19 protein-coding genes are annotated in these 20,605 nt (G+C 65.0%); 10 read left to right on the top strand and 9 right to left on the bottom strand.

All coding sequences use genetic code 11. The features are described 5' to 3' along the window. The first annotated feature begins 117 nt into the window (after positions 1–117). Positions 118–1,710: an isocitrate lyase gene (locus tag L0963_RS14680; RefSeq protein WP_234180361.1), complete on the top strand. Its 1,593-nt coding sequence runs from the start codon at positions 118–120 to the stop codon at positions 1,708–1,710. Positions 1,711–1,916: 206 nt separating this feature from the next. Next, positions 1,917–2,216: a hypothetical protein gene (locus L0963_RS14675; protein ID WP_003044268.1), complete on the top strand. Its 300-nt coding sequence runs from the start codon at positions 1,917–1,919 to the stop codon at positions 2,214–2,216. Between the two features lie 105 nt (positions 2,217–2,321). Here L0963_RS14675 and L0963_RS14670 read toward each other — a convergent pair whose 3' ends face one another. From L0963_RS14670 to L0963_RS14640, 7 genes are all read right to left on the bottom strand, one after another. After that, positions 2,322–3,308 carry a TerC family protein gene (locus tag L0963_RS14670; protein WP_058811362.1) on the bottom strand — a complete coding sequence of 329 codons (987 nt, stop codon included), beginning with the start codon at positions 3,306–3,308 and terminating at the stop codon, positions 2,322–2,324. Positions 3,309–3,377: 69 nt separating this feature from the next. Further along, positions 3,378–3,560 carry a DUF465 domain-containing protein gene (locus L0963_RS14665; RefSeq protein WP_234180278.1) on the bottom strand — a complete coding sequence of 61 codons (183 nt, stop codon included), beginning with the start codon at positions 3,558–3,560 and terminating at the stop codon, positions 3,378–3,380. A gap of 252 nt (positions 3,561–3,812) precedes the next feature. Continuing rightward, positions 3,813–4,637, bottom strand: coding sequence for a helix-turn-helix domain-containing protein (locus L0963_RS14660; RefSeq protein ID WP_234180276.1), 825 nt, complete (start codon positions 4,635–4,637; stop codon positions 3,813–3,815). Between the two features lie 130 nt (positions 4,638–4,767). Then, complete coding sequence (locus L0963_RS14655; RefSeq protein ID WP_234180274.1) at positions 4,768–6,081, bottom strand: amidohydrolase; 1,314 nt, start codon at positions 6,079–6,081, stop codon at positions 4,768–4,770. A gap of 43 nt (positions 6,082–6,124) precedes the next feature. Next, positions 6,125–6,769: a DUF4893 domain-containing protein gene (locus L0963_RS14650; RefSeq protein WP_234180272.1), complete on the bottom strand. Its 645-nt coding sequence runs from the start codon at positions 6,767–6,769 to the stop codon at positions 6,125–6,127. A gap of 82 nt (positions 6,770–6,851) precedes the next feature. Beyond that, positions 6,852–7,637 carry a 3-hydroxybutyrate dehydrogenase gene (locus tag L0963_RS14645; protein WP_234180270.1) on the bottom strand — a complete coding sequence of 262 codons (786 nt, stop codon included), beginning with the start codon at positions 7,635–7,637 and terminating at the stop codon, positions 6,852–6,854. Between the two features lie 37 nt (positions 7,638–7,674). Next, positions 7,675–8,820, bottom strand: a complete 1,146-nt coding sequence (locus tag L0963_RS14640; RefSeq protein WP_234180268.1) for a patatin-like phospholipase family protein — start codon at positions 8,818–8,820, stop codon at positions 7,675–7,677. A gap of 158 nt (positions 8,821–8,978) precedes the next feature. Between L0963_RS14640 and ypfJ the strand changes: the two genes are divergently transcribed. From ypfJ to mobA, 6 genes are all read left to right on the top strand, one after another. Next, positions 8,979–9,884, top strand: coding sequence for a KPN_02809 family neutral zinc metallopeptidase (ypfJ, locus tag L0963_RS14635; protein WP_186403007.1), 906 nt, complete (start codon positions 8,979–8,981; stop codon positions 9,882–9,884). After that, the gene (locus L0963_RS14630; protein WP_234180266.1) at positions 9,857–11,134 is read left to right on the top strand and encodes a Xaa-Pro dipeptidase; all 1,278 of its coding nucleotides are present in this window, start codon (positions 9,857–9,859) and stop codon (positions 11,132–11,134) included. Before ypfJ ends, L0963_RS14630 begins: the two co-directional genes overlap by 28 nt. A 70-nt stretch (positions 11,135–11,204) precedes the next feature. Beyond that, a complete protein-coding gene (locus tag L0963_RS14625; RefSeq protein ID WP_234180264.1) occupies positions 11,205–12,665 on the top strand; it encodes a helicase HerA domain-containing protein in 1,461 nt (486 codons plus the stop codon). A 92-nt stretch (positions 12,666–12,757) separates the two neighbouring features. Beyond that, the gene (locus L0963_RS14620) at positions 12,758–13,930 is read left to right on the top strand and encodes an acyl-CoA dehydrogenase family protein (protein WP_234180262.1); all 1,173 of its coding nucleotides are present in this window, start codon (positions 12,758–12,760) and stop codon (positions 13,928–13,930) included. Next, complete coding sequence (fdhD, locus tag L0963_RS14615; RefSeq protein ID WP_234180260.1) at positions 13,930–14,739, top strand: formate dehydrogenase accessory sulfurtransferase FdhD; 810 nt, start codon at positions 13,930–13,932, stop codon at positions 14,737–14,739. The genes L0963_RS14620 and fdhD overlap by 1 nt, the downstream gene beginning before the upstream one ends. Further along, positions 14,736–15,254: a molybdenum cofactor guanylyltransferase gene (gene mobA, locus L0963_RS14610; RefSeq protein ID WP_234180259.1), complete on the top strand. Its 519-nt coding sequence runs from the start codon at positions 14,736–14,738 to the stop codon at positions 15,252–15,254. Before fdhD ends, mobA begins: the two co-directional genes overlap by 4 nt. Here mobA and L0963_RS14605 read toward each other — a convergent pair. Further along, positions 15,251–17,518 (bottom strand): FdhF/YdeP family oxidoreductase, encoded by a 2,268-nt coding sequence (locus L0963_RS14605; protein WP_234180257.1) that lies wholly within the window; start codon positions 17,516–17,518, stop codon positions 15,251–15,253. The genes mobA and L0963_RS14605 overlap by 4 nt on opposite strands. Positions 17,519–17,578: 60 nt before the next feature. After that, positions 17,579–18,337: a helix-turn-helix domain-containing protein gene (locus L0963_RS14600; RefSeq protein WP_234180255.1), complete on the bottom strand. Its 759-nt coding sequence runs from the start codon at positions 18,335–18,337 to the stop codon at positions 17,579–17,581. A gap of 102 nt (positions 18,338–18,439) precedes the next feature. Between L0963_RS14600 and L0963_RS14595 the strand changes: the two genes are divergently transcribed. Together L0963_RS14595 and L0963_RS14590 are read left to right on the top strand one after the other, a co-directional pair. Beyond that, positions 18,440–19,357, top strand: coding sequence for an SDR family NAD(P)-dependent oxidoreductase (locus tag L0963_RS14595; protein WP_186403014.1), 918 nt, complete (start codon positions 18,440–18,442; stop codon positions 19,355–19,357). 10 nt (positions 19,358–19,367) lie between these two features. Continuing rightward, entirely contained in the window at positions 19,368–20,537 is a 1,170-nt protein-coding gene (locus L0963_RS14590) for an acyl-CoA dehydrogenase family protein (RefSeq protein WP_234180253.1), read from the top strand. Positions 20,538–20,605 lie beyond the last annotated feature (68 nt).

Here is a 20,605-nt window from a genome sequence, read left to right as displayed (position 1 = left end):
ATTTACATGCTGATTTACACCTGAGGGCTATATTTCACAAATATTATTGACAAAGCTTTTCACTTTCGGCGGCACTTTCGCCACCATCCACCCATCACCTCTCACAAGGATATGACGATGGGTTATCAGGAAGACATGGTACAGGCTGGCCGCCTCATCCGCGACTATGATGGCACCTGGGACGGCATCAGCGGCGAGAGCGTCGCGCGCATGCGCGCCCAGAACAAGTTCCGCACCGGCCTCGACATCGCCCGCTACACCGCGCGGATCATGCGCGCCGATATGGCCGCCTATGACGCCGATCCCGCCAACTACACCCAGTCGCTCGGCTGCTGGCACGGCTTCATCGCGCAGCAGAAGATGATCTCGGTCAAGAAGCATTTCGGCACCACCAAGGGCCGCTACATCTATCTGTCGGGCTGGATGATCGCGGCGCTGCGCAGCGAATTCGGTCCGCTGCCCGACCAGTCGATGCACGAAAAGACCAGCGTCCCGGCGCTGATCGAGGAAATCTACACCTTCCTGCGTCAGGCCGACGCCCGCGAACTCGGCATGCTGTTCCGCGATCTCGACGCCGCGCGCGCCGAGGGCGACGAACTCAAGGCCAAGCAGGTTCAGGCCGCAATCGACAATTATGAAACGCATGTCGTGCCGATCATTGCCGACATCGACGCGGGCTTCGGCAATGCCGAGGCGACCTACCTGCTCGCCAAGAAGATGATCGAAGCCGGCGCCTGCGCGCTGCAGATCGAAAATCAGGTTTCGGACGAAAAGCAGTGCGGTCACCAGGACGGCAAGGTCACCGTGCCGCACGAAGACTTTATCGCGAAGATCCGCGCCTGCCGCTATGCCTTCCTGGAACTTGGCGTCGAGGACGGGATCATCGTGACGCGCACCGACAGCCTCGGCGCGGGCCTGACCAAGCAGATCGCCTTCTCGAAGGAACCTGGCGACCTTGGCGACCGGTATAACAGCTTCCTCGACTGCGAAGAGGTCGAAGGCGCGGGCAACCCCGGCGACGTCCTGATCAACCGCGACGGCAAGCTGATGCGCCCGAAGCGCCTGCCCTCGAACCTTTATCAGTTCCGCCCCGGAACCGGCGAGGATCGCTGCGTTATGGACTGCATCGCCAGCCTCCAGAACGGCGCCGACCTGCTGTGGATCGAAACCGAAAAGCCGCACATCGAACAGATCGCCGGCATGGTCGATCGCATCCGCGAAGTCGTGCCCAATGCGAAGCTCGCCTATAATAATTCGCCGAGCTTCAACTGGACGCTCAACTTCCGCCAGCAGGTGTTCGACAGCTGGCAGGCCGAGGGCAAGGACGTCAGCGCCTATGATCGCGCCAAGCTGATGAGCGCCGATTATGACGAGACGGAGCTGTCGATCGAAGCTGACAACCGCATCCGCACCTTCCAGCGCGACGCGGCGAAGCGGGCGGGCATCTTCCACCACCTCATCACGCTGCCGACCTATCACACCGCGGCGCTCAGCACCGACAATCTCGCCAAGGAATATTTCGGCGACGAGGCGATGCTCGGCTACGTCAAGGGCGTCCAGCGCAAGGAAATCCGCCAGGGCATCGCCTGCGTGAAGCATCAGAACATGTCGGGCAGCGACATCGGCGATGACCACAAGGAATATTTCGCCGGCGAAGCGGCTCTGAAGGCCGCGGGCAAGGACAATACGATGAACCAGTTCGCCGCCTGACCCAGTTTGGCGCGGGGGTTTTCGTTGCCCCCCGCGCCTTCCGAGCTTTCCTGGGGAGGAAAGCCTGCCCGCCGGACGTCGATCGATGTCCGGCGGGCATTTTTGTCTGGATACGGTGACTTACCCCATTGGCCTTGTATCCCGCCGATTTGCGTGCATTATGGGGGAAATACAAAAACCCCTCTCCCCACAAACGGCATCTCCCCATGAACGATACCCGACTGAAACTGATGGAAGCCATCGCGCGCAAGCGAACCGTGACCGCGCGCTACAATGGCAATGTGATGCGCCTCGCGCCGCATCTGATGTTCGAACGCCACGGCGCGCTGTTCGTCAGCGCGCTCAACCTCGACAAGAATTGGCGTTCCGACGACGAACGCCGGCTCGGCCATTTCAAGCTCGATGGACTGGCGCAGACCGAGCTGGTCGACGAGGGCTTCGACCCGCTCCCGGCCTTTGAGCCCGTGGCGCCGAAGGATGAAGACACGCTCGTCCTGTCGATCTGATCCGGTCCGCTGGCTGCTCCGGCATATTCTGCCGGAGTTCCCATGCAGGCTGCAGTTCGGGCCGCCTCCACCCCTGTCGGGAGATAAAGACGGCCCGCACGCTTCCTATGTGGATGCCGATGCGTCGCCGTCCTTCGTCTTGACGAGCGACCAGAGCACGCCGCCCGCGATCAACGCGACCGTGACGCCCAGGCTGATCAGCGGCGGGAATTTGGCCCCGCCGAGCAGGAAGTCGGCGACGAAGATCTTCGACCCGATGAAGACGAGCACCAGCGCCAGCGCATATTTCAGATAGTGGAAACGATGCACCATCGCGGCGAGCGCGAAATAGAGCGCGCGCAGACCGAGGATCGCCATGATGTTCGACGTATAGACGATGAAGGTGTCGGTCGTGATCGCAAAGATCGCCGGCACACTATCGACCGCGAACACGAGGTCGGCCAGATTGATGACCACCAGCGCCAGGAACAGCGGCGTCGCGGCGAGCGCAAGCTTGCCGCTCTTCTTGTCGATCGTGCGGACGAAGAATTTTTCGCCGTGCAGGTCCGGCGTGATCGGAATGTGCCGTGACAGCCATTTGACGACCGGATTGCCCGCAACGTCCATCGGCTTGTCGCTCGCGAACAGCATCTTGACGCCGGTGAAGACCAGAAAGGCGGCGAAGACATAGAGCAGCCATTCATATTCGGTAACCAGCGCCGCGCCGCCCGCGATCATGATCCCGCGCAGCACGATCACCGCGACGATGCCCCACAGCAGCGCGCGATACTGATAGCGCGCGGGGATGGCAAAAGTCGCGAAGATCAGCGAGATAACGAAGATATTGTCGATCGACAGCGCCTTCTCGATGAAGAAGCCCGTATAATATTGCAGGCCGGCCTCGCCGCCCTTCTCCGCCCAGATCCAGGCGCCGAAGGCCAGCGCGATGCCGATATAGAGCGCCGAGAGCTTCAGGCTCTCGCCGATCCCCATCTCCTTGTTCTCCTTGTGCAGGATGCCAAGGTCGAATGCGGTCAGCGCGACGACAAGGCCGATGAAGGCGGCCCAGAACCAGACCGGCGTGCCGAGCCAGTCGGAAAACAGAAATTCCATATGCGTCCGTCCCAAAAGAAGGGACGCGCCGCTCGCAAGCGACGCGCCCATATCATGGATTATCGATGATTAGCGCCCGAAGGCCGGGCGCCGCGCGAGCATGGCAAGGCGATCCTTGACCGCCAGCTTCAGCTTCTTCAGCCGCAACAGGCGAAACGGATCGCCGCCACGCCGTCCGCGCTCGCGACGCACGGCGTCGTCGAGCTTGCGGTGCAGCACGGTCAATCGATAAATGTGGGTATTCATGGACATAAGGCGCCTCCTGATTGAGATTGCTCAAAAGCAGGTGACGCCGATGCCGGGCCCTTTGGTAGGGGGGAGGATGGGCCGCCAAGGCATCGGTGTCACCCGATGCGGTCCGACATCACGTGGCGGGAAATATCCCGCCGACGCCAGAGGGGCCCGGCCCGCACTTTTCAAATGTAGGATAGCGCCCCGCCGCTTGCAAGTCCTCCCGGGGACATTTGAGAGGACCCCCGCCGGCGGCGGGACGCTACGCGTCGATCACTCGACGCGATTGAAATGCGTGGTCTCCAGCTTCTGACTATTGTCGCTGGACCAAATAATCGTTTCGGTCATCGATCTCAGATCCTTGGCGACGGTATAGACCCGCGTCGACACCCGGGTGCCTGTCTTTCCCAAAGTCATCACCAATGTGTCCGGTGCCGGCTGACGCAGGGCGACGGTGTCGATAAAATCCATGTTGCCGGTGATCGGCACGGCGACGCCATCGAGCGCGGCGGTCGATTCCGAATATTTGACCGAGCCGTCGGGCGCGACGATTTCGACGCGCGTCGTCCACTTGCCGTCCTGCGCTGGCCGGAAGCTGATCGTCACCCGCCGGGGCCGTTCTTTTTCGGGCAACTGCGATGCGTCCAGCGACCAGCTTCCGACCAGCGGCAAGGAACGCGATGCCGCATCATAGGTGGCGTTCGAGGACCCCGGCTGGTCATCGGACGGGGCGGCCGCAAACATCAATCCGGCGGCGGCCAGGGATATTGCAAAGAGCATGGCGATCAATCCTTTCGAACCGCGAACCCCGATGGTTGCGGTGTGTGCCAACGGCTCCACATCGGGGCGCCGTTTCGGAAGATCGATATTTTCGTCACAAGTTTTTTGGAGGTCGAGAAGGCGCGCCAATTCGCGGCTGCTGCCGACCCCCGTCTTGCGGCGGGCGGAGCGCAGGCGCTCGTTGATCGAGGTCTCCGAATGCCCCAGACGCGCCGCGATGGTCTTGACGGTATGTCCCGCGACCAGCAGGCGCAAAACTTCCATTTCCCGGTCGGTCAGGCGTGCGGACAAGCCGGAAAATGGGTCATGCGCAGACATGGCTTTTGCTCACCACAGGGCCACCAACAGGTCCATCCCAATTTATTTGGGAAATGGCGCCGGGGCCAGAGCGAGCGCGCGCAGGGCCGAGCGCCAGTATCAGGTCAGCGCGTCGGCCCCAATCCGCCGATTACCCCTTCGGCATCAGCTTCATCGCCATCGACGTCAGCGCCTCGGTCGCGGTCGAGATGACGGCGGGCGCGTCGGGCGCCCAGAAGGGCGAGTGAAGGCTGGGCAGGGTCCGCCCTTCCTTCTTCGCCGCATCGAGTTCGGCCTGCGGCACGCCGCCGACCCAGATGATCAGGCTCTTGATGTCCTTGTCGTCGCGCGAGAAGCGGCCGAAATCCTCGCCGCCCATGACCGGCGGCATCTTGATGACGCGCTTGTCGCCAAAGCGCGTCGTCAGGAACGCTGCCATATCCTCGGTAAAATCGGGGGTGTTGAAGGTCGAGGGCGTGAATTCGTCCTTTTCGACGCTGACCACCGGCAATTTGTCGTCGGGGAGGCCTGCGGCGATCGCTTCGCCCTTGGCCACGCGCGCAATGCCGTCGAGCAGATGGTTGCGCACCTCATCGGTATAGCTGCGAACCGTCAACTGCAGCCGCGCCTCGTCGGGGATGATATTATGCTTCGCGCCGGCATGGAAACTGCCCACGGTGACGACGGCGCTGTCGAGCGGGCTGATTTCACGCGACACGAGCGTTTGCAGCGCGGTGACGATCCGGCTCGCCAGCACGATCGGATCCTTGGTTGCCTGCGGATAGGCGCCATGACCGCCGACCCCCTTCACCAATATGTCGACGCTATCGACATTGGCGAGCGCATAGCCCGGCGTATAGCCGATCGCTCCGGCCGGAAACTGCGCCGCGTCGTGGAAGGCGAGCGCATATTGCGGCTTGGGAAAGCGGGTATAGAGCCCATCTTCGAGCATCATCCGCGCGCCCGCGCCGCGTTCCTCGGCGGGCTGGCCGATCATCACCAGCGTTCCCGACCATTTATCCTTGTTCGCCGCCATCAGCCGCGCGGTGCCGATCCACGACGTCATGTGCGTATCGTGGCCGCACGCATGCATCACGCCGGTTTCGACGCCTTCCTTGGTGGTCACGCGAACCTTTGACGCACCGGGCAGGCCCGTCTGTTCGGTCACCGGCAATCCGTCCATGTCCGCGCGCACCAGCACCACCGGACCGGGGCCGTTCTTCATCACGGCGACGACGCCGGTTCCGCCAACTTTTTCGGTGACATCGAAGCCGAGCCTGCGCGCTTCGGCGGCCAGAATGCCGGCCGAGCGCACCTCCATGAAGCTGAGTTCGGGGTTGGCGTGCAGATCCTTGTAGATCGTCATCAGCGAGGGCATCTGCTGCTGCACCTGATCGCCCAGCGATTGCGCCGCCGCCGGCATCGTCAGCGCCAGTGCTGCAACGCCCGTCCACAAAATCCGCATAAATCCCCCTTTATCCGTCAATCTCGCGCGTCAAATTGTTCCGTCAGTTTGCGGGAACCAACTCGATCACGTCGAGCAAGGATTCATAGGCCGGCGCCGGCAGCACCAGCCGCCAGCGATTGTCGCCAATCCGTTCGACCAGCCCCGCCATATCGCGCATGCGGTCGGTACCATAATCGATGGCCAGCCGTTCGTCGCCAAGCTGCAGCGTGCCCAGAAGGACCTGCCGGTTCAGGCTGTCGGGAAAGATCAGGCCCACGGGACGCTGCGATCCGGTCAGCTTGACGAAGCTCGCGATGCCCTGCTCGTCGGCGATGCGGCACCGGAACCAGTCATAAGCGATATAGGCGAGCGTGCTGCGCCCCTGCGTACCGAGCTTGATCGTCCGGCACCGGTAATCGCCAGCAGGAATGTGCGGATTGGGCAGCGCCGCCATCGGCTCGAGCAAAACGCCCTCGCGCTCGATATCGGCGCCATAGCCTTTCGCGCGCGCATCGGTCAGCGCCGCCTGCCAGCTCTTGTACCAGCTGCGTATGCGTTCCTTGTCCTGATCGGTCGCCGTCGCGCGCCACGTTCCTGCGGACGCAGGGGCGTCGGCCGCCGAAGGCGGCACGGCGGGCACGGTCTGGCAGGCGCCAAGGGTCAACCCCAGCGCCAGGGTGGAAACAAGCGTAGTGCGACCCCGCATTCTCCGTCTCTCCTGATCGGCTTTGGTTAACCCTTAGGAGGCGACGGACGAATGCTCAAGGGCGGGACGCGCGCAAGCGCCCTCAGGCGGCGGTCCAGCCGCCATCGACGCTCAGATTGGCGCCGGTGATGTTCGCGGCCTCGTCGCGGGTCAGGAAGGCGGCGATCGCGGCCACCTGTTCGACCGTAACGAACTGCTTGGTCGGCTGACCGGCGAGCAGCACGTCGTTGATGACCTGCTCGCGTGTCATATGCCGCGCCTTCATCGTATCGGGGATCTGGTTCTCGACGAGCGGCGTCCAGACATAGCCCGGGCTGATGCAATTGACGGTGATGCCGGCTTCGGCAACTTCCAGCGCAACCGTCTTGGTCAGGCCCGCAAGGCCGTGCTTTGCGGTGACATAGGCCGATTTGAACGGCGAGGCGACGAGCGAGTGCGCCGATGCGGTACCGATGATCCGACCCCATCCCTTCTTGCGCATCCCCGGAACCGCGTGGCGAATGGTGTGAAAGGCCGCGGTCAGGTTGAGCGCGATGATCATGTCCCATTTTTCGACCGGGAAATCCTCGACCGGCGCGACATATTGCATGCCCGCATTGTTCACGAGGATGTCGACGCCGCCCATGTCCTTGTCGGCGCGCTTGAACATCGCTTCGATCTCGTCGGGCTTGGTCAGGTCGGCACCATCATAGGCGGCCTTGCCGCCGTTCAGCACCTGCAGCGCCGTGCGTTCGGCTTCGATCGCCGCCTCTTCGCCGAAGCCGTTGATAATGATGTTCGCGCCCTCGGCGGCGAGCGCCTTGGCAATGCCGAGGCCGATGCCCGACGTCGATCCGGTGACGAGAGCCGTCTTGCCTTGCAGTCGCATAAATAGTCCTTTCTTCGGGGGGAGATAATGATGGCGGTCAGCCGGCCTTGGGCCGCAGCAGGTCGGCCTGCACCGCGAAACTGTCCGATCGCCCTTCGGCGATGCTTTCGGCAAGAAGATGCCCGTCCTTCATCGCCGCTTCGACCGCGGCGCGGCCGAGCGCCCAATTGGCCTCCATCGTCGAGCGCGAGAATTCGAAATCGCGCGCACCGGTCTGCCAGGCGGGCGGTTGATGAATGAGCTGCACGACGTTCAGCGCCTTGCAATCGACCATCTTCTGCACTGCCTTGACCTCGGGCAGATCGCGCGCCTCGGGCGGCAGCTTCGCCAGCATCCGGTCGATCAACGCATGCTCCTTGCGCCGCCGTACCAGCCCGTCGGAAATGCGCCGGGTACGGCTCGAATAGCGGATATCCTTTTCGCGCGACCATGCCTCTTCCAGATCGTGCGGACGATCGCCGCGCGCCGGGAAAAGATCGACCTGAAAGACGAGCATATCCTCGTGCGCCGCCTCGACCACATGCTCGAGCGGCGTGTTCGACACCAGCCCGCCATCCCAATACCAATGCCCGTCGATCTCGATCGGCGGCAGTCCCGGCGGCAAGGCGCCCGACGCCATGATGTGCCGCGCGTCGATCCGGTCGGTGCGGGTATCGAAATAGCGGAAATTGCCCGTCTCGATCGCGACCGCGCCGACCGAAAGCCGGACATTGCCCGTGTTGAGCCGATCCCAGTCGATCAGCCGGTCGAGCGTCGCGATCAGCGGCGTCGTGTCATAATAGCTGACCGCGGCAGGCGTTTGCCGTTCGGCGAAAAGCGGCGGCGGGATGCGCGGAACGAAAAATCCCGGCACCCCGAAGCTCGCCACCTGCGCGGCCGCGCCCAGATGCACCCACTCCCGCACCGCATCATTGTCGACCACCGGCAGCAAGGGCAGCGCCGACGACACGCCCTCCCAAAAGGCGCGCATCTTTCCGACCGCCTCGTCGCGCGGATTGCCCGCGATGATGGCGGCGTTGATCGCGCCGATCGAAATGCCCGCGACCCAATCGAGTTCGATCCCCAGATCGATCAGCGCTTCGTAAACGCCGGCCTGAAAGGCGCCAAGCGCACCGCCCCCCTGCAGGACAAGCACCACAAGGTCGGGAAGTGGCAGGGCGGCTCGGGCAGCGCGGCGAGGCATGGACTCGGAAACGATCCTCTTTTGGGTCGGCACCCGCGTCTTTTGTGCGCCGCAACAGCGAACAATGCAAGGGTGCTGTGCAGCGCGAATCCCCTTCCAATTGCGGGGTGCTGCTGCCACAACCGTTTTACGACAAGGCTTTGACGGCGGAGACAGGCATGCGCCTCGACGATTATGATCCCGGCGACGACATTCGCGATCTCGGTCGCGGCGGGGGCGGATTCGGCGGCGGGGGCGGCGGCATGGGCGGATTGCTCGTCGGCCTGCTGCCGATGCTGCTCGGGCGCAAGATGGGCTGCGGGACCATCCTGCTGCTCGGCGTGCTCGCCTTCGTCTTTCTCGGTCCCGGCGCCAGCCTGCTCAGCACCGGCGGTGGAAGCGCCGACCCGATGGCACAAAGCCGCGGCGCACCGCAGGGGGTTGCCTGCGACACGGCGGCGGAGAAATTCGCCTGCAACGTCTTCGGCTCGACGCATCAGGTCTGGGGGCAGCTTGTCGACGGCTATCGCAAGCCGACGCTCAATTTCTTCACCGACGAAAACCGGTCGGGCTGCGGCGCTGCACAGGCCGCGATGGGCCCGTTCTACTGCCCCGCCGATCAAGGGGTCTACCTCGACACCGCTTTCTTCAACGAACTGGCGAGCCGCTTCGGCGCCGCCGGCGATGCAGCGCAGGCCTATGTCGTCGCGCACGAAGTCGGCCACCACATCCAGACGCTGACCGGCATTTCGGACAAGGTTCGCCAGATGCAGGCGCGATCGTCGCAGGCCGAGGGCAATGCACTGCAGGTTCGCATGGAGCTGCAGGCCGACTGCTACGCCGGCGTCTGGGCCAATCGCGCGCGGACGAAGGACGGTCAGCCGGTGATGGAACCCGGCGATATGGAAGAAGCGATGCGCGCCGCCAACGCGATCGGCGACGATACGCTGATGCGCTCGGCCGGGCAGCGTCCCGTTCCCGAAAGTTTCACCCACGGCACGAGCGAACAGCGCATGAGCTGGCTGCGCCGCGGCCTGGAAACCGGAGATCCGCGACAGTGCGACACCTTCAACGCTTCGCGCTGATCGCCGCGCTGGCGGCGGCATCCGCGCCCGCTTCGGCGGCAAGCGTCTATGTAAAGGCCGGGCGCCTGATCGACGGACTTACCGACACCGTTCGCACCGGCCAGTGCATCACCATCGCCGACGAGCATATCGTCGCGGTCGCGCCGTGCGGCAAGGCGCCCGACGGCGCGCAGGTCGTCGACTGGTCGGCCTATACGGTGCTGCCGGGGCTGATCGACCTGCACACGCACCTCGCCGATCTGGGGCAAAGCGCCGATCTTGCCGCACCGATGAAGGCCTCGCCCGCCGAAACCGCGCTCGTCGGCGCGCGCAACGCACGCGTGACGCTCGACGCCGGCTTCACCAGCGTGCGCGACGTCGGCACCTATCGCGGGCTGACCGACGTCGCGCTCCGCAATGCGATCGACCGCGGCGATGTACCGGGGCCGCGCATGTGGGTCGCGGGCGCCTATATCACCATCCCCGGCGGCGGCGGCGAACTCAACGGCGTCGTCCCCAATGACCAGCTCCCGCCCGATATGCGGCTGGGAGTCGCCGCGACGCCCGAAGAGGCGGCGGACAAGACCGCCTTTCTGCTCGATCATGGCGCCGATTTCATCAAGACCATTGCGACCGGCGCGGTGCTGGCGATCGGCACCGAACCCGGTGCGCCCGAACTCACCGAGGATCAGCTTCGCGCCGTCGTGACGGTCGCCCACGCACGCGGCAAGCGCGTCACGGCTCACGCGCATGGCGCCGAAGGGATCAAGAATGCGATCCGTGCCGGGGTCGACAGCATCGAGCATGCAAGCCTCGCCGATGAAGAGGCGCTGCAGATGGCGAAGGCGCACGGCACCTGGCTCGCGATGGACATCTACAACGGCGATTACATCAACGACATCGGGACGAAAGAGGGTTGGCCCGAGGAATATTTGCGCAAGAATCGCGAAACCACCGACACGCAGCGCGCGGCGTTCAGGCGGGCCGTCGAATTGGGAATCAAGATCGGCTTCGCGACCGACGCGGGGGTCTATCCGCACGGGCTCAACGCGCGTCAATTCGCCTATATGGTCCGTTATGGCATGACGCCGATGCAGGCGATCCAGGCTGCGACCGGCCGCGCTTCGGAAGAAATGGGCCGTAGCGATGTCGGCGCGGTGGCACCGGGCCGCTATGGCGACCTGATCGCGGTGAAGGCCGATCCGCTGACCGATATTCGCGCCCTCGAACGGGTCGATCATGTGATGAAAGGCGGGACGATCATCCGCTGACGCGGCGCGCGCCGTCGCCGGACGCCGAGCCCGGTTGTCACGGCGCGGGCGCCTCGTTAGGGGCTGCGCAGTGGACAACAGCATCGAAATCGGAATCGACGGCGCGCAGCGGCCCGTTCATGTCAATGTCCAGGAATTGCTGGCGACGCGCCTGTTGGTCCAGGGCAATTCGGGATCGGGCAAATCGCACCTGCTCCGCCGCCTCCTCGAAGAAAGCGCCGGACTCGTCCAGCAGATCGTGATCGATCCCGAGGGCGATTTCGTCACCCTCGCCGACCAATATTCGCACATCGTCGTCAACGCAGGCGATTATAGCGAGGCCGAAATCGCGGCGATGGGCGCGCGCATCCGCGAACACCGCGCCTCGGTCGTCCTCAGCCTCGACACGCTGGAGATCGAGGCGCAGATGAGCTGCGTCGCGGTCTTCCTGAACGCCTTGTTCGATGCGCCGCGCGCACACTGGTTCCCGGCGCTCGTCGTCGTCGACGAAGCCCAGATGTTCGCGCCGAGCGCGGCGGGCGAAGTATCCGACGCGGTCCGGCGCGCCTCGCTGTCGGCGATGACCAATTTGATGTGCCGCGGCCGCAAGCGCGGCCTCGCCGGCGCCATCGCGACGCAGCGGCTCGCAAAGCTCGCCAAGAATGTTGCCGCGGAGGCGAGCAATTTCCTGATGGGGCGCACCTTCCTCGACATCGACATGGCGCGCGCCGCCGACCTGCTCGGCATGGAGCGCCGCCAGGCCGAGCAGATACGCGACCTCGACCGCGGCTGCTTTCTCGGCCTTGGTCCCGCGATCACGCGGCGGCCGGTATCGATCCGTATCGGCTCGACCCGCACCGCGACGCGCGCAGGCACGCACAGCCTGTTGCCGCTGCCAAGTGCCGAGCCGGCCGATATGCAGACGATGCTCTTCGCCAATCTCGACGCCCAACCCGTGCCGCACCCCGCCCCGGCCCCACGCCCGGTCGCGGCCCAGGAGTTGATGGAGCGCTTCGTCGTCCCCGCCGAAGACGCCACATCGCCCATCGACGACGGCCCGCCGTCGGAGCCGCCACCGGCGATCGATCCCGAACCCGTGGTCATCGCGGCGCTGCGCGACATGCTCGCCGACCCGGCGTGCGGCTTTCATGCCGAATCCTTTCTCTATCAGGATTTTTCGGTGCGCTGCCGGATGCAGAAGCTGCGGCAGGTGCCGCTCGACCTTGCGCAGTTCCGGCGCCGCTTCGCGCTCGCGAAGGCGGGCATCTTCGATCCCGCCGAGCCGCAATGGCACGACCTGCTCGACGCGGCGGCGCGCCTGCCCGACGACATGCTCGCGCCCTTCCTGCTGATCGGGCGCGCCGCGATGGAGGGATCGCCCTGCCCCGACGACGATGCGCTCGGCGCGGCTTATGGCACGCGCTCGCCGGGCCGGGTCCGCCGCCTCGTCGAATATATGGAGCGGCAGGGCGCGGTGGTGGTGCGGTCGGATTTCGGCGGACGCCGGTCGATAGGCATCCCGGCGCTGGGGTTGAGCACCGAGGCCGAGTGATCGGCCGCCCTCCCTCTCACGCTTGATGGTTGCGGCGGCGCGGCGCTTCGGCATAAGCGGCGCGAAGCAAAGAGAGGATTGGACCAGCGACGATGCAGCTCAGCCCCTATGACAGCGAGCATTTTCCCGAGATTCGTGAGGGCGTGCGGCGGCTGTGCGCCGAGTTTCCGGCCGAATATTGGCGCGAACTCGACGTAAGGCGCGAATATCCCACCGCCTTCGTCAAGGCTCTGACCGACGCGGGCTATCTCTCGGTGCTGATCCCCGAAGAATATGGCGGATCGGGGCTCGGCCTGTCGTCGGCGGCGGCGATCCTCGAGACGATCCAAGCCGAAGGCTGCAATGGCGGCGCCTGCCATGCGCAGATGTACATCATGGGGTCGATCCTGCGCCACGGGTCGGAAGAACAGAAGCAAGCCTATCTGCCCAGAATTGCAACCGGCGAGTTGCGCCTGCAAGCCTTCGGCGTCACCGAGCCGACGAGCGGCACCGACACGACCGCGCTGCGCACCGTCGCGGTGCGCGATGGCGACGATTATGTCGTGAACGGCCAGAAAATCTGGACCAGCCGCGCCGAGCATAGCGACCTGATGCTGCTCCTCGCGCGCACGACCCCCAAGGATCAGGCGGCGAAAAAGACCGAAGGCCTCTCGACCTTCATCGTCGACATGAAAAAGGCGCTGGCCGACGGGTCGCTCACCATCCGCCCGATCCGCACGATGATGAATCATGCGACGACCGAGGTCTTCTTCGACAATATGCGCATTCCGGTCGCCAACCTGTTGGGCGAGGAAGGAAAAGGCTTCCGTTACATCCTCTCGGGCATGAACGCCGAACGGACGTTGATCGCCGCCGAATGTGTCGGCGACGCCAAATGGTTCATCCGGAAGTCCGCCGACTATGCGAACGAACGCCATGTTTTCGGCCGCGCGATCGGCCAGAACCAGGGCATCTCCTTCCCGATCGCCCGTGCCTATGCCAATATGCGCGCCGCCGAATTGATGGTTCACGAAGCCGCCCGGCTCTATGAAGCCGCACAGCCCAACGGCGCGGAGGCCAATATGGCAAAGATGCTCGCCGCCGACGCGTCGGTCGAAGCCGGCAATGTCTGCATCCAGACCCACGGCGGCTTCGGCTTTGCCGAGGAATATGACGTCGAGCGCAAGTTCCGCGAGACGCGCCTCTATCAGGTCGCGCCGATCTCGACGAACCTCATCCTCTCCTTCCTCGCCGAGCATGTCCTCGGCATGCCGCGGTCCTATTGATGGCCGATACCCCGCCTTTCCTTCCGCGCCCGGTGCGCCGGATGGGTCTGGGGGTGGCGGGCGATGCCGACATCGAGCGCATGATCGCGGTCGAAATGCCGGTCTCGATCGAGATTCAGGGGCTCGCCTATGCCGTGATGATGGCGACGCCCGCCGATCTCGAAGATTTCGGCGTCGGATTCGCACTGGCCGAGGGGTTCGTCGATACGGCAGCGCAGATCGACCGGATCGACGCGCAGCCGGTTCCCGGCGGCCAAGCGCTGCGACTCTGGCTTTCCCCCGCTTGCGCCGCGCGCGCGCTCGACCGCGCCCGGACGCGCGTGAGCGAGAGCAGTTGCGGCCTGTGCGGCCTCGAAAATATCGACGCGGTGCTGCGCCCGCTGCCCCCCGTGACCGCGCGCGTCACCGTGCCGCGCGCGGCGATCGCGCGCGCGCTTGCGGCGCTCCCCGAGCGGCAACCGCTCGGGCGTGCGACCGGCGCCGCTCACGCCGCCGCTTTCTGCGACCCCGATGGCGACATTCTGCTCGTTCGCGAAGATGTCGGCCGGCACAATGCGCTCGACAAGCTTGTCGGTGCGCTCGCGCGCGGCGCTACCGATCCGGCGGGCGGCTTCATCCTGCTGTCGGCGCGCTGCAGCTATGAACTGGTCGAAAAGACGGTGCGCGCGGGTTGCCCGATGCTCGTCACCATCTCGGCGCCCACCAGCCTGGCCGCCGAGCGCGCCGCATCGGCCGGGCTGACGCTCGTCTCGCTGGCGCGCGCCGACAATGCCCTTATCATCTCCGACGCCCAGGGCATGAGCGCATGAGGCTGCTCGGCGCGGTGCTCGCCGGCGGGCAGTCGCGCCGCTTCGGCTCGGACAAGGCGCAGGCGCTCTCGGGCGGCACGACGCTCCTCGATCATGCCGTCGCGGCGCTGAAGCCGCAATGCGACCGGATCGTCATCGTCGGGCGCGAAAACGGGCGCGTCGCCGCGATACCCGACCGGCCGCAGCCCGGCCTCGGCCCGCTCGGCGGCATCGCCGGGGCGCTTTCTTATGCCGCAAACGAAGGCTTCGATGCGGTGCTGACGGTGCCGGTCGACTGCTTGCGGCTACCCGCGAATCTGCGCGACCTGCTTGCCCCGCCGCCGGCGTTTGTCGCCGCGCAGCCGGTTATCGGTCTGTGGCCGGTGCAGGCGCTGACGCTGCTCGACGCGCTTCTCAGCGAAGAGGACGACCGGTCGGTGCGCAGCTTCGCCCGCCGCATCGGTGCGCGTGCGGTCGAGAGCGATGTCGAACTGCCGAACATCAACCGACCGTCCGATCTCGATCGTTTCGCTTAGGCGCCGACGACCCGCACCGGGATCGACTTTGCCGCCGGACAGCCGCTGATCGGGTCATAATAGGCGAGCGGCAGCAGCGGGTTGAGTTCGGGATAATAGCCCGCGATCGAACCTGCCGGCATCGGATAGTCGATCGCGGTCAGCCCCTCGACCCGCCGCACGATGCCGTCGGTGCTGATCGTTTCCAGCGTGATCTTCGCGCCTTCGGCCAAGCCGCGCGCCGCCATGTCCTCGGCATTCATGAACACCACCATCCGGTCGTTGTACACGCCGCGATAGCGATCATTATAGCTGTAGATTGTCGTGTTGAACTGATCGTGCGATCGCACCGTCGCCAGCCGCAGCATGCCGGGATCCTCGACCGGCGCATCGACGTGCAGTCCGGGCAGCGGCAGGAAGTTGGCTTTCCCGTTCGGGGTCAGCCACGCGCGCCGCCGCGGCGCGATGTCGAGATGAAAGCCTTTGGGCGCTTTGATGCGCTCGCCGAAATCGGCGTAGACGGCAGGATAGACATCGGCGATCCGGTCGCGGATGCGGGCATAATCGTCGATATAGCTCGCCCAATCGACCTTGCTGTCGGGCAAGGCCGCCATTGCCATGCGGCAGACGATCTCGACCTCCGGCAACAGATGTTCGCTCGCCGGATCGAGCACCCCGCCCGAGGCGGTGACGTTCGACATCGAATCCTCGATCGTGACGAATTGCTCGCCCGCCGCGGTTTCGATGCGTTCGGATCGCGCGATGACCGGCAGGATGAGCGCATCCTTGCCATGCACCAGATGCCCGCGGTTGAGCTTGGTCGCGATGCCGACGGTCAGGTCCAGCTTGCGCATCGCGTCATAGGCGCGGTCGGTATCGGGCACCGCGCGCACGAAATTGCCGCCCAGCCCGATGAAGACCTTCGCGGTGCCCGCCATCATCGCCTCGACCGATTCGACGGTGTGATGGCCGTGTGCGCGCGGCGGCTCGAAGCCGAAGACATCGCGCACGCGATCGAGATAAGCCTCGGTCGGCTTTTCGTCGATGCCGACGGTGCGATCGCCCTGCACGTTCGAATGGCCGCGGATCGGGGAGATGCCGGCGCCGGGCTTGCCGTAATTGCCCTTGAGCAGCAGCAGCGCCGCAACTTGCTGGAGCAGCCGCGATCCCAGTTGATGCTGGGTCAGCCCCATGCCGTAACAGATGATCGTGGCGTTGGAGCGGATATAGACTTCGGCGCATCGGCGAATCTGCTCTTCCGAAATGCCCGACACCGCGACCATCTCGCCCCAGTCCTGCGCCATGATATCGTCGCGCAGTTCCTCGAAGCCTTCGGTATGCTCGGCGATGAAATCATGGTCGAAGATCGTTTCGCCCGCGGCTTCGCGCTCGAACATCGCGCGCATCATGCCCTTGATCAGCGCAAGATCGCCGCCGATCTTCACATGCACGAATTCGCTGGCGATCGGCGTCGAGCCGAAGGTTGCCATCTGCGCGATGTCCTGCGGCTCGGTGAAGCGGATCAGCGCGCGTTCGGGCATCGGATTGACCGCGACAATCGGAACCCCGCGCCGCCGCGCTTCGACGAGGCAGGTCATCATGCGCGGCGCGTTGGTGCCGGGGTTCTGCCCGATCACGAAGATGGCCTCGGCATGCTCGAAATCGTCGAGGATCACCGTCCCTTTGCCCACCCCGATCGCGGGCGGCAGGCCGCGGCTCGTCGGTTCATGGCACATGTTCGAACAATCGGGAAAATTGTTGGTGCCGAACTCGCGCACGAAGATCGAATAAAGGAACGCCGCCTCGTTCGGAGTGCGGCCGGAGGTATAGAATTCGGCTTGGTCGGGATCGTCGAGCGCGCGCAGGTGTCGGCCGATCAGCGCAAAGGCGTCCTCCCAGCTCACCGGCACATAATGGTCGGTCGCGGCGTCATAGCGCATCGGCTCGGTGAGCCGCCCCTGCATCTCGAGCCAATAGTCCGACTGCGCCATCAGCTCGGTGACGCTGTGCGCCGCGAAGAAGTCGCGCGTGACCCGGAATTTCGTCGCCTCATGCGCGAGCGCCTTGGCGCCATTCTCGCAGAATTCCAGCTTCTTGGTACAACTGGCATCGGGAAAGGCGCAGCTCGGACATTTGAAACCGCCCGGTTGGTTCATCGACAGCAGCGCGCGCGATCCCTTGGTAACGACGCTTTGTTCCAGCAGCACTTTTGCGGTGGCCGCGGCGGCGCCCCATCCGCCCGCGGGCTGCTTGTAGGGGGTGTAGCGGGGCTTGCCTTCGGCCATGGTCGTATCCCGAGCGATTGGACGCGCACTATGGTCCCGCCATTGCATGAATTCCAGAGCTTATCGCCCTGCGTCGGCGACCCCGCCCGCGCCGAGCGCATCGCGCAATTGCCGCAGCGCATCCCCAAGCGCTTCGATCTCTGCCGCGCTGCGCGATCCCGCGACGATCGACGCCGACAGGCAAAAGCCGGGGCGTGGCTCGGCCAGCCCCGCCGCGACGGTCACGACGCCGCGATGCGCGAAGCCCTCGTCGACCGCAAAGCCCTTCGCCGCCGCCTCACGCACCTGCGCGGCATAGGTCTCGAAATCGAGCGCCGCCTGCCAGCGCACCGGCGCAAAACGACGCGCAAGTTCACGGGCATCGACGCCCTGCGCCGCCGCGAGCGCTCGGCCGGCCGCGCCCCCGCCGAGCGGCTGGCGCTGTTCGTCGGCAAGGCGCAGCCGCATTCCGGCATCGCTTTCGGCATGCGCGAGCAATTGCATCCGGTCGCGCGACACCGCCGCCCACAGGCCGACCGCCGCCTCGCTGCGCTGCGCAAAGCGAAGCATCAGCGGGCGGGCGCGTTCGGCAAGCGCAGCGGCGCCGCCATTCTCGCGCAGCAGCGCAGCCGCCTGCCAGGCCGCCGTCAGCCGGTACCGCTTGCCCGGCTCGGCGCGCTCGATAGCGCCTTCACCCGCCAGCGTCTTGAGAAGGTTGAGGCAGCTCGACGGACTGAGGCCGAGGCTACGGCCGATGTCCGACAGCGTCAGCGGTCCCGCGTCGGCGAGCAGGCGCAGAATCGCGAAAGCCAGAGAAACGGAACGCACGGGGCCGGTCATGGCTCTTCTATATTTTCATATATATGAAAGAACAATTCCCAATGTTGAAATAATGCATTGCCCGCTCTATCGCGCTATCGATTGATTCGACGGGAGAGTGGCATGAGCGGTTGTCTGGACGGCAAAGTGGTCGCGATTACCGGCGCGGGACGCGGCATCGGGCGCGAACTGGCGCTCCACTGCGCCGCGCAAGGCGCAGCGGTGATCGTCAACGACCCCGGCGTCGCGCAGGCGGGCGATGGCGGCGACGCTGCCCCGGCGGAGACCACCGCGAACGACATTGTCGCCGCGGGCGGCAAGGCTGCCGCCAATTTCGGCAATGTCGCCGATCCCAAGGAAGCCGCCGGCATCATCGAGGATGCGGTCGCAAAGTTCGGCCGCATCGATGCCGTCGTGAACAACGCCGGCATCCTGCGCGATACCATCTGGCACAAGATGAGCTACGAGGATTGGAAGAGCGTCATCGAGGTCAATCTGACCGGCGTCTTCAACGTCTCGAAAGCCGCGACGCCCTGGTTTCGCGAGCAGCAGTCGGGCAGCTTCATCCACTTCACCTCGACCAGCGGGCTGATCGGTAACATCGGCCAAGCCAATTATTCCGCCGCCAAGCTCGGCGTCGTCGCGCTGTCGCAGTCGATCGCGCTCGACATGGCGCGCGTCGGGGTGCGCTCGAACTGCATCGCGCCCTTCGCGTGGAGCCGCATGACCAGTTCGATCCCGGCGACGACCCCGGCGGAGCAAGAGCGCGTCAAGCGGTTGCAGGAAATGTCGCCCGACAAGATCGCACCGCTCGTCGCCTATCTCGCCTCCGACCTGTCGAAGGATGTGACGAACCAGATCTTCAGCGTGCGCAAGAACGAGATATTGCTCTTCTCGAAGCCGCGCCCCGTGCGCTCGATGGCCAAGCTCGAAGGCTGGACCGCCGAGGCAATCGCCGACGAGCTGATCCCCGCCTTCCGCCCCGCCTTCGCGCGCGCCGACGAGGTGTCGGCGCATGTTTTCCCTTACGACCCGATCTGAGGACTTCAAGATGAGCAACCCCGGCATGGACGCGGACGTCTTCGAACAGTTCATCGAACAGCTAGAACGCTATGTCCGCGATCGCCTTCTCCCCGCCGAGAAGGAGATCATCGAGAGCGACGCGATCCCCGACGATATCCTGTCCGAGATGCGCGACATGGGCCTCTTCGGACTGACGATCCCGGAGGAATTTGGCGGCGCGGGGATGAACGTCAGCCAGTATATCCGCACGATCCACACGATCAGCTATGCGATGCCGGCCTTCCGATCGATCATCTCGATCAACATCGGCATGTTCGCCTCGGCGCTGAAGAATGGCGGGACCGAGGCGCAGAAGGCCGAATGGCTGCCGCGCGTCGCATCGGGCGAGATCGCCTGCTTCGGCCTCACCGAACCCGGATCGGGCTCGGACTCGGCGGGGCTCCAGACCACCGCGACGCAGACCGACAATGGCTGGGTCTTGAACGGCACCAAACGCTACATCACCAACTCGCCCTTCGCCAAGGTCGGCCTGATCATGGCGCGGACGAGCAAGGAAAATCTGCCGAAGAATGCCCATGTCTCGGCCTTCGTCGTGCCGATGGACGCCCCCGGTGTATCGATCGGCAAGTCGGACAAGAAGATGGGCCAGGCGGGCAGCCACATCGCCGATATCGTGATGGACGATGTCCGCGTCGGGGGCGAAGCGCTGCTCGGCGGCGAGCTCGGCAAAGGCTTTGCCTATGCGATGATGAGCCTCGACAACGGCCGCATGTCGGTCGGCGCCGCGGCGACCGCCTATGCCCGCCGCGCGCTCGACAGCGCGGTACGCTATGCGACCGAACGCAAGGCGTTCGGCGAACCGATCGCCAATTTCCAGCTGATCCAGCAGATGCTCGCGCAGAGCGAGATCGATATCTATGCCGCCGAATGCATGATGGAGGATGTCAACCGCCGCGCCGACGCGGGCGAGAATGTCCTGCGCAAGGCGGCGGCATTCAAGGTCTTCGCCTCCGAAATGTGCGGCCGCGTCGTCGACGCCTGCGTCCAGGTCTATGGCGGCGCCGGCTATCTCGCCGAATATGACGCCGAGCGTTTCTTCCGCGATGCGCGCATCTATCGCATCTACGAAGGCACGACGCAGATCCTGCAGCTCCAGATCGCCAAGCATATGCTGCGCGAGTTTGCGGCGGCGAATTGAGGGTGGAGCGCCGCGTCCCCTATCCTGCACCGTGCCCCTGCGAAGGCAGGGGCCCATCACCGATGCGT

Origin of the sequence: Sphingopyxis sp. NFH-91 (assembly GCF_021401285.1) — a bacterium.
Lineage (GTDB): Bacteria > Pseudomonadota > Alphaproteobacteria > Sphingomonadales > Sphingomonadaceae > Sphingopyxis > Sphingopyxis terrae_A.
The sequence above is the reverse complement of the archived record's forward strand: the minus strand, read 5'-3'. Positions and strand labels throughout refer to the sequence as shown.